9 protein-coding genes are annotated in these 7,902 nt (G+C 37.2%); all 9 read left to right on the forward strand.

Translation table 11 applies throughout. The features are described 5' to 3' along the window. The first annotated feature begins 550 nt into the window (after window positions 1–550). The 9 genes from pscS to rpsL all read left to right on the forward strand — a co-directional run bounded on the left by pscS (window position 551) and on the right by rpsL (window position 7,693). Complete coding sequence (gene pscS / locus AB1414_11585) at window positions 551–1,723, forward strand: O-phospho-L-seryl-tRNA:Cys-tRNA synthase (protein MEW6608071.1); 1,173 nt, start codon at window positions 551–553, stop codon at window positions 1,721–1,723. A gap of 333 nt (window positions 1,724–2,056) precedes the next feature. Next, window positions 2,057–2,257: a hypothetical protein gene (locus tag AB1414_11590; GenBank protein MEW6608072.1), complete on the forward strand. Its 201-nt coding sequence runs from the start codon at window positions 2,057–2,059 to the stop codon at window positions 2,255–2,257. Beyond that, window positions 2,250–3,500: a homocysteine biosynthesis protein gene (locus AB1414_11595; protein MEW6608073.1), complete on the forward strand. Its 1,251-nt coding sequence runs from the start codon at window positions 2,250–2,252 to the stop codon at window positions 3,498–3,500. The genes AB1414_11590 and AB1414_11595 overlap by 8 nt, the downstream gene beginning before the upstream one ends. 159 nt (window positions 3,501–3,659) lie before the next feature. After that, on the forward strand, window positions 3,660–4,961 hold the full coding sequence (gene rimO / locus AB1414_11600; protein MEW6608074.1) for a 30S ribosomal protein S12 methylthiotransferase RimO: 1,302 nt from the start codon (window positions 3,660–3,662) through the stop codon (window positions 4,959–4,961). Window positions 4,962–5,035: 74 nt separating this feature from the next. Next, window positions 5,036–5,173: a four helix bundle protein gene (locus AB1414_11605; GenBank protein ID MEW6608075.1), complete on the forward strand. Its 138-nt coding sequence runs from the start codon at window positions 5,036–5,038 to the stop codon at window positions 5,171–5,173. Between the two features lie 140 nt (window positions 5,174–5,313). Then, window positions 5,314–5,778, forward strand: coding sequence for a tRNA (adenosine(37)-N6)-threonylcarbamoyltransferase complex ATPase subunit type 1 TsaE (tsaE, locus tag AB1414_11610; GenBank protein MEW6608076.1), 465 nt, complete (start codon window positions 5,314–5,316; stop codon window positions 5,776–5,778). Window positions 5,779–5,781: 3 nt separating this feature from the next. Next, window positions 5,782–6,441, forward strand: a complete 660-nt coding sequence (gene tsaB / locus AB1414_11615; GenBank protein ID MEW6608077.1) for a tRNA (adenosine(37)-N6)-threonylcarbamoyltransferase complex dimerization subunit type 1 TsaB — start codon at window positions 5,782–5,784, stop codon at window positions 6,439–6,441. Between the two features lie 19 nt (window positions 6,442–6,460). After that, window positions 6,461–7,111 carry an aminodeoxychorismate/anthranilate synthase component II gene (locus tag AB1414_11620; GenBank protein ID MEW6608078.1) on the forward strand — a complete coding sequence of 217 codons (651 nt, stop codon included), beginning with the start codon at window positions 6,461–6,463 and terminating at the stop codon, window positions 7,109–7,111. Window positions 7,112–7,321: 210 nt separating this feature from the next. Continuing rightward, on the forward strand, window positions 7,322–7,693 hold the full coding sequence (rpsL, locus tag AB1414_11625; GenBank protein MEW6608079.1) for a 30S ribosomal protein S12: 372 nt from the start codon (window positions 7,322–7,324) through the stop codon (window positions 7,691–7,693). The last annotated feature ends 209 nt before the right edge of the window (window positions 7,694–7,902 follow it).

Consider the following 7,902-nt stretch of genomic DNA (forward strand, 5'->3'; position numbering starts at 1 on the left):
TAAGGTGGTGAACAACCTATTGCTTTGTTAAGTTTGCTTTGCTATGTTTAGAAAGTTATCGGTTATCAGGTTATCGGTGAAGAGAAAACAATGACCTGTTATCTCCGATTACTGATTACCGATTACCGTAACCGTTCAGGGCTATACATTAGAAGTGTAAACAAGGAGAAATGGGGAAAAGGGAGAATTGGAGAAATGGCTCAAACTTTTTCTTGCTCCACCCTTCGGACATCAATCCTAGTGTGGTCTTGAGTAAGTTTTGCACGGCGTATCATCAGATTTCATAACCTGCAAACGGATAATTGGTAACTGGTAATTGGTTAAATAGTTTCGTCATGAGCTCAGCCAAACGGTATTTAATTACCAGTTACCAATCACCAGTTACCAGAATCAAATTCCATGCGTTATTTGTTCAACACGACACTAACTTTTGATGGACATTAATACAGGCATTAATAATCCTATCAGTTAACTCTTCTTTTCTCCACTTCTCCATCTTCTCCCTTTCTCCTTATTTTTATCCTACCTAAACTCTTACCAAAGAAAATTATTGACAGAATTAACCAAATATGATAAATTAAAAGAGATTAAAATGAATCTAATTAGAACCAGAGAAGAAAATTATATAAATCTTAATCCTTTACAAACTGGCGGTAGAACGAATGCGGCGGTAAGAGTGACTGCATCGGCTTATGTTGATGGGTATTCAGTTTGTGATTATTGTAAAGGGGTACTTCATCTAATTGAATCCCCACCTATCTGTGATTTAACCCGAACATTAGCCGAATTTCTGGGAATGGATGAGGCGCGAACAACACTTGGTGCTCGTGAGGGGAAATTTGCGGTGATGCATACCTTACTTTCACCTGGAGATTCAATCGTCATTGATTCTAATAAACATTATACTACCTATGTGGCGGCTGAAAAATCCTGTGCAAAAATATATGAAGTGCCCAATACCGGCTACCCCAAATATGAAATAATTCCAGAATCTTACAAAGAGACTTTTGAACTGGTGATAAAAGAAACTGGTCTTGTTCCAAAACTTGCCCTTCTGACGCATGTCGATGGCGAATACGGCAATCTGGTAGATGCTTATGAGGTAGGTAAGATATGTCAAGAATATGGTGTGCCGTTTCTTCTTAATACCGCATATACCGCAGGTCGAATGGAGGTTAATGGAAAAGAATTATTGGCTGACTTTATTGTTGCTTCGGCTCATAAAGGATTTGGTGTTCCGGGAACGATTGGTGTTCTGGCAACAACTGAAAAATGGGCTGACAAATTATTCAGGAAATCTACTCGCTATCCTAAAAAGGAGATTGAACTTTTGGGATGCACCGCCCGTTCACAATCTATTGCCTCTCTTATCACTGCATTTCCGTATGTCAAAGAGAGAGTGAAACACTGGGATGAGGAGGTAAAGAAAAGTCGCTGGCTTGTAACACAAATGGAAGCACTGGGAGAGATTGAACAACTGGGAATAAAACCAACAAGGCATGATTTGATTCGCCTCAAAACCCCTTTATTTGATAAAATTGCTCAAAAACATCGCAAAAAGGGTTATTTCCTCTATTCTAAACTCGAAAAGCGGGGAATAATTGGGATAAAACCAGGTCAAACTCAATGGTTTAAACTCTCTACCTATGGCTTGACATGGGAACAAGTCAAGTATCTATATGGGGCATTTGAGGAAATTGCTAAAGAATTTGATAATCGGTAATCGGTTTTAATGCTTTATCTAAATTACTGTAACCGTTCAGGGCTATACATTAGAAGTGTAAACAAGGAGAAATGGGGAAAAGGGAGAATTGGAGAAATGGTTCAAACTTTTCCACCTGTGCGGTTAGACTAATTCATCACAGAGACACAAAGGAAAAATAAATGTAAAATAGGAAATGAAAAATGGGAAATTTTACTACTTCGCAAGACTCGTTACCTTTCAGTTATACATTTTGTAAGCGTTCAGGTGGTGTAAGAAAAGGAGATATGGAGATAAAGGAGATAAGGGGATATTATTAAAAAAATTGAAATTAGTAGAAACTAATAGAAATTTATGGAAATTTGTTGTTTCCCACAATCAATTTCTACCTATTTCTATAAATTTCAATCTATTTCTATTATCTTATCTCCATATCGCCCTTATCTCCTTATCCCCCTTCTTACACTTCTAATGTATAACCTGAACGGTTACAAATTACTGATGACTCGATTTCTATGTAAATCCTGTCAAACAAGGAGATTTGAATATGCCTAAAACGATTGCAGAAATTAACCAACGAATTAAAAAAGGTGAAGCTGTTGTAGTTACAGCAGAGGAGATTATAGACCTGGTAGATAAAAAAGGACTCAACCAGACAGCCAAAGAAGTAGATGTGGTGACAACAGCTACCTTTGGACCAATGTGTTCGTCCGGGATTTATTTTAATTTTGGTCATTCTAAACCCAAAATAAAGGTGCAAAAAGCCTGGTTGAATAATGTTGAGGCTTATGGTGGTTTAGCCGCTGTTGACCTTTTTTTGGGTGCAACCGAGATTCCGGAAAATGACCCGGCAAATACGGTTTATCCAGGAACATTTAAGTATGGCGGCGGGCATATCATTGAAGAATTAGTTGCTGGTAAAGATATTCACTTGAAGGCAATTTCTTATGGCACAGATTGCTATCCCAGAAAAGAACTTGATACATGGATTAATATTAAAGACTTAAATGAGGCAGTGCTATTTAATCCAAGAAATTGCTACCAGAACTATAATGTTGCAGTAAATCTTTCAAATAAAGTTATCTATACCTATATGGGGGTATTACAACCCAAATTGGGTAATGCTAATTACTGTAGTGCCGGCCAGCTGTCTCCTTTATTAAACGACCCGTTGTATTTAACCATAGGTATTGGCACAAGGATATTTTTAGGCGGGGGGACAGGTTATGTTATCTGGCAGGGAACACAGCATAATCCTAATGTTCCACGAGGTAAAAATGATGTCCCTAAATGTTCAGCTGGCACTCTATCAGTATTAGGGGATTTAAAACAAATGAGTCCAGAATGGCTGAGGGGAGTAAGTATGACTGGCTATGGCGTATCATTAGCCGTAGGAATTGGCATACCTATTCCAATACTTAATGAAGAAATTTGCCGATATACCGCAGTTAAAGACGAAGAAATATATACCCAGATTGTAGATTACAGTTCTGCATACCCGCAGGCAAAACCAGAAAGTTTAGGTGAAGTAAATTATGCCCAACTCAAAAGTGGAAAAATATTCCTTGATGGTAAAGAAATACCAACGGGTGGACTGTCAAGCTATGCTAAAGCCAGAGAAATCGCCAATATACTTAAAGAATGGATTCTTAAAGGTAAATTTTTCCTGAGCGAACCGGTTCAGATGCTCCCATCTGTTGGCTCTACGGTTAACTTTAAGCCACTTAAGGAAATCGTAACTGTTCAGCCACTGATTAGCATGGATAAAATGGAGGAGAAGGTAAAAAGTAAGAAGTAAAAAATAGGCGAAACCCTCCTGCCCACAGGGAGTGGGCACAAAGGAGGATGAAAATCGGGCATAGAGATTAGAGATTGGAGATTAGAGATTAGCAAGAGTGCAGGTTCTAATTCACTAATTCTCTAATCTCTAATTAACTATTTTCAGGTGAAAATTAACATGAAAAGATGTTCGGGTTTGATTTCTGCCATAAGTCTTGGTTGTCCAAAAAATTTGGTCGATACAGAAGTGATGTTTGGGTTGTTAGAAAACGCTGGCTATGAGATTACTTTCAATCCAGAAAGGTCTCAAATACTGATTATTAATACCTGTGCTTTTATTCAGCCCGCGGTCGATGAAGCAAAAATAATTATCCAGAATTCATTGAATAAAAATCAAAAGATAATTGTTGCTGGCTGTCTTGTTCAACGAGATGGAGATAAACTTTTAGAGGAGTTCCCGGAGGTATCTTATTTAATTGCCCCAGGACAGATTCATAAAATTGACAAAATACTTAATACCTCTCAAAAGGTCTATTGCAATAGACCTGAATTTATCTATTCGTCTCAGACCCCTCGATTGCGGACGACCATTAATTTTACTGCATACATCAAGATAGCGGAGGGATGTAATAATTGGTGTTCTTATTGCCTTATTCCAAAACTACGGGGGAAATTTAGAAGTCGTCCCATCGAAGATATTGTCAAAGAGGTAGAAAATTTATCCGGCGTTGGTGTAAAAGAGATTATTTTGATTGCCCAGGATACAACCTCGTATGGGGTGGATATTTACGGTGAGGCAAAATTAGCTCAACTTCTAAAAAGATTAGTAAAAATCGAGCCAATAAAATGGATAAGGATTATGTATAGTCACCCTGATCATCTGACCGATGATGTGATTTCGATAATTAGCAATTGTGCAAAAATTTGCTCATACATTGATATACCGATACAACATATTGACGATGGAATCCTTAAAAGAATGAATCGGCCATTGCCAGGTCAAAAGATTTACGAATTGATAAAAAAAATAAGGGCAACAATTCCAGATGTTGCCTTAAGAACTTCGCTAATGGTAGGATTTCCTGGAGAAACTGACAAAGATTTTAAAAAATTAGTGGATTTTGTCAAGCAAATAGAGTTTGACCGATTAGGCTTGTTCAAGTATTCACCTGAGAAAGGGACTTTAGCCTATTCTATGCCAGACCAGATTCCAGAACAAATTAAGGAAGAAAGATGGCTAACACTTTTAACACTCCAGCAGAAGATATCATCTAAAAAATTAAAGAATAGTATTGGAGAGAATCTGGAGGTAGTGATAGAAAAAATAACAGACCGAATAACTTATGCCCGCAGTAAATACGATGCCCCAGACATCGACGGATTGGTCATTATTCATCAAAAAACAGGTAAAGTTGGTGAATTTATAGAAGTCAAGATAATTGATTCTAAAGAATATGACCTGATTGGAAAACCAATATAGCAGTTATTAGTCAAAACGGTAACTATTCACCTTGTAGGAAAGTAGGAGAGTAGGGAAGTAGGAAAGGGAAAGAATTGGTGCAACAGATGTGGAGAGCGGCTGTTTCTATTCCAGCAAATATTGCAGAAGGTTTTAAGAAACAAGGCATAAAGAATTATTTTCCCCTCTTCCTACTTTCCTACTCCCTACTTCCTACTTACTTGGTATGCTGAATAGTTACTCAAAACGTTACATAGAATGGATAAATTTACTATAGCGAATTAGAGATTAGCGAATTAGTGAATTAGAGGATTAGAGAATTCTATGTCAAATTTCGATTAATAGGTGCTATAAGACGTTGAAGGAGGTCAGCATGTTAATCATTACGACAAGGGCTCCTGAACAAACAAAGTTATGGGGAGAGAGATTAGGCAAGTATTTAGAAAAAGGTGATATTGTTTGTCTATTCGGTGGTTTAGGTGCGGGGAAAACCGTATTTACTCAGGGAGTAGCCAGAGGACTTGGCGTGGCGGATGAATATGTCAATTCGCCTACTTTCTTAATGCTCCGTGAATACCGTCAGGCTCGATTACCACTTTTTCACTTTGACCTGTATCGATTAGAGTCCCTGAACGAATTGTATGACCTCGGTTATGAAGAATATTTCTATGGAGATGGTATCACCGTAATTGAATGGGCGGAAAAGGTGGAAGAACTAATACCACCTGAATATCTGAGAGTGGAAATTGAGTGGATTGATTCTCATAGCCGTGAGATTAACTTTATCCCTTATGGAAACCATTACCAGCAAATTGTTGCTCAATTGAAAAGAAAATAGAAAATGAAGATTTTAGGTATAGAAACATCAACACCACCAGGAAGTATTGCCTTAATTGATGAGGAAGAGATAATCTCTGAATACACTTATCAAGGTAAGTTAGAGCATTCTACCTGGTTAATGCCTGCTATTGACACGCTTCTGAAAGATGCAGGTTTATCTGTTAGGGAGATAGAAGGGATAGCCGTTTCTTCGGGTCCAGGCTCTTTTACCGGCTTACGAATTGGGGTTAGCACCTCGAAAGGATTAGCGTATGGACTAAACATTCCGTTAGTCGGTATTTCTACATTAGATAGCCTTGCTTTAAATCTGCTTTATACCGAAAAGATTATCTGCCCGATATTAGATGCAAGGAAAAATGAGATTTATACTGCTTTCTATCAAGGTCAACCCCCTCAACGGCTAACGGATTATTTACTTATTTCTCCTCAAAGATTAATTGAGATGATTTCTCAACCAACTATCTTTTTAGGTCAGGGGCTTAAATTATATCAGGAACAACTTAAAGAGGCATTGAAAAATAGAGAAGTCTATTTTGCTCCATTATCTTTATGGTTACTACGGGCAAGTAACCTGGCGATATTGGGGCTAAAAGAACTAAAAGCAGGCAAACAGGTAGATATTTATTCTTTTACTCCATTCTATCTCAGAATGGCACTGTGAGTTACAGAAAGGGAGAAAAATGATATTAATCATTGATAATTACGATTCCTTTACTTATAATCTTGTTCAATATTTAGGGGAAATAGGATTAAGTGGAGATAATATCGCGGACAAATTAACGGTTTATCGAAATGATAAAATCACAATTGATATGATTTATAAATTATCTCCTGAGGCTATTTTAATCTCTCCAGGTCCCTGCACACCGTTACAAGCCGGAATATCTAATGAGATAATTAAAAAATTTGCCGGTAAGATACCTATGTTAGGTGTTTGTCTTGGCCATCAGTGTATGGGATATGTCTTTGGTGGAGAAATCGTTCGAGCAGATAGACTGATGCATGGTAAAACATCCTTGATATATCACAATGGCAAAAGGATATACGAGGGTATTGAAAACCCATTTGTCGCTACCCGTTACCACTCCTTAATAATCAAAAAGGATACTTTTCCAGATTGCTTAGAAATAACTGCCTGGACACAAGAAGAAGAGATAATGGGTATCCGACATAAAGAATATGATGTCGAAGGAATACAATTTCACCCCGAATCTATATTAACTAAAGTTGGAAAAGATATATTAAGGAAATGGGTAAAAATAGCAAGTAAAATTGCGGGTGTAGATACCATTCAAAATTCAGGCATAAAAAAAATTAAAAAAAATAGTTGACAAAATTATGAAGTAATGGTATATTTATATATCATAATTTTTTTTGTAGAGTTTTAGTAATAATCTCTTAAAAAAGGAGGGAGAGAAAAGAAAAAGATATTTTAAATTTCCTCTAAGTTTTTAAGAGTCCTATTTTTTACAAAAAAAGCAGGCTTACTAAGGCTTGCTTTTTTATTCTCACTAAACTCTACCGAAAGGATGGAGGATAAAGTGCCAACGGTTAATCAATTAGTTAGATTTGAAAGGGAGAAAATGATAAGCAGGAAAAAAACTCCGGCTTTAGGAGGATGTCCGCAGGCTAAAGGGGTGTGCACACGCGTCTATACGACTACCCCCAAAAAACCAAATTCTGCTTTAAGAAAAGTAGCCCGCGTCCGATTATCTAAAGGGGGCGAAGTAACATCTTATATCCCGGGTATTGGACATAATCTCCAGGAACATTCCATTGTTTTAATCCGTGGGGGTAGGGTAAAAGATTTACCCGGCGTTCGATACCATATTATTCGAGGCACTTTAGATACTATAGGCGTTACGGATAGAAGAAAAGCAAGGTCTAAATATGGAACTAAAAGACCGAAATAAGATCTTATCCTTACCCACAAGTTGGGTAACAAGATGAAGTAAGCAAGGATAAACTATGAATGGGAGATTAGAGATTGTAGGAGAGAGCGGAGTGAGTGGCAAAATTCCAAATCACAAATTCCAAAATACAAATAAATTCCAATGACCAAAATTCAAAATTCCAAACAATATGATTTAGAAGAAAGAACTTATCAATTTGCTCAAGAGGT

This window comes from bacterium, from assembly GCA_040755795.1.
Lineage (GTDB): Bacteria > UBA9089 > CG2-30-40-21 > CG2-30-40-21 > SBAY01 > JBFLXS01.

Coding starts and splice junctions, on each gene's coding strand:
- AB1414_11590 (MEW6608072.1), top strand. CDS start 2,057: ATGGAAATTTGTTGTTTCCCACAATCAATTTCTACCTATTTCTATAAA.
- AB1414_11595 (MEW6608073.1), top strand. CDS start 2,250: ATGCCTAAAACGATTGCAGAAATTAACCAACGAATTAAAAAAGGTGAA.
- rimO (MEW6608074.1), top strand. CDS start 3,660: ATGAAAAGATGTTCGGGTTTGATTTCTGCCATAAGTCTTGGTTGTCCA.
- tsaE (MEW6608076.1), top strand. CDS start 5,314: ATGTTAATCATTACGACAAGGGCTCCTGAACAAACAAAGTTATGGGGA.
- tsaB (MEW6608077.1), top strand. CDS start 5,782: ATGAAGATTTTAGGTATAGAAACATCAACACCACCAGGAAGTATTGCC.
- AB1414_11620 (MEW6608078.1), top strand. CDS start 6,461: ATGATATTAATCATTGATAATTACGATTCCTTTACTTATAATCTTGTT.